1 protein-coding gene is annotated in these 1060 nt (G+C 62.0%); it reads right to left on the reverse strand.

All coding sequences use genetic code 11. The annotated features are described in order from the left end of the window. Positions 1–534 precede the first annotated feature (534 nt). Positions 535–816: a type II toxin-antitoxin system ParD family antitoxin gene (locus ACK4TH_RS12120; protein ID WP_409626809.1), complete on the reverse strand. Its 282-nt coding sequence runs from the start codon at positions 814–816 to the stop codon at positions 535–537. Between the last annotated feature and the right edge of the window lie 244 nt (positions 817–1060).

Genomic DNA, 1060 nt, shown 5'->3' on the forward strand with positions numbered 1-1060 from the left:
GGGGATTACCAAACGCCCAACCGGAGAGGGTTGGGCGTGGAAAGGTGCTGGCGCAGTCTACCGCCGATTTCGAACCCATTTCCCAAACCCCTGCGTAATCCTTCGGGCAAAAGCGGAAGGTTTCGGGCGTTTGCCCGTCTCACGCCGAACCCGCAAGAGTGCGCTGCAGTCCCGCTATACGCTGACTGACTGGATTGCGGCGTCATCGTTGGGCCAATGCCTCGACAGATCCATGCTGTCGTGAAGTAGGCGCAGCACCTCGATGACTCGCCCCGGAGCAACTCGGAACATGACGAAGTGACGGCCCTTTCTGCCCTGCCGCGCCACATGCAGGGTGCGAATGCCGGGCCCGATGTCGTCCCTCGCTTTGCCCCCCCAGGATGTCGGGTCCCTCGTGCAAGGCCTCGATGGCTTGTGTCACGGTCTCGATGTAGAACGCGGCCTGCAGGGAACCGAAGTGCTCCGTTGTCCACGCTGCAATGTCGAGCAGATCGGCCTCAGCAATGGCGGCCAGGCGAACGCGCCACGGCTCGCTCATGCTTGGACGAGCGTTTGGGCCGTCACGGCCTTCAAGTGAGCGCGCAAGGATTCCCGGGTGTCGAACGTCTTGTAGCGCCCCGCCTCGATATCGGCGATGCCCACCTTGGCGGCGGCGCGCAGCGCTTCGAGGCGGCTGGCGTCCTCGGCCTCGCGTTGTTCGACGAGACGCAAGCCCTCGCGCAGCACTTCGCTGGCGTTCTGGTAGCGGCCGCTGACGACCAAATGCTCTACCAGCGCGGCCTGGTGATCGGTGAGGACAACATTGCGCGTCGGCATGGAAATCTCCGTGCAGGAAAGATTGGCATAGTATGCCAACCCTACACTCCGAGTGCAATCCCGATGGGTCACGCCGCTGGTGGTAGCTCGTATGCACCGCCCCCCGCCGCGGTCTCGCCAATGCAACATTCCTGACACATCCCCGCGACAAGATGACATCTTGCTATTTGTCATGTCCCGGATGATTATGGGGTCGCTTTTGGAACAAATCCGATCTTCGCCGATACCAGTCCTTCATGGCCTG

Source organism: Tepidimonas sp. (genome assembly GCF_046292505.1).
Taxonomy (GTDB): domain Bacteria; phylum Pseudomonadota; class Gammaproteobacteria; order Burkholderiales; family Burkholderiaceae_C; genus Tepidimonas.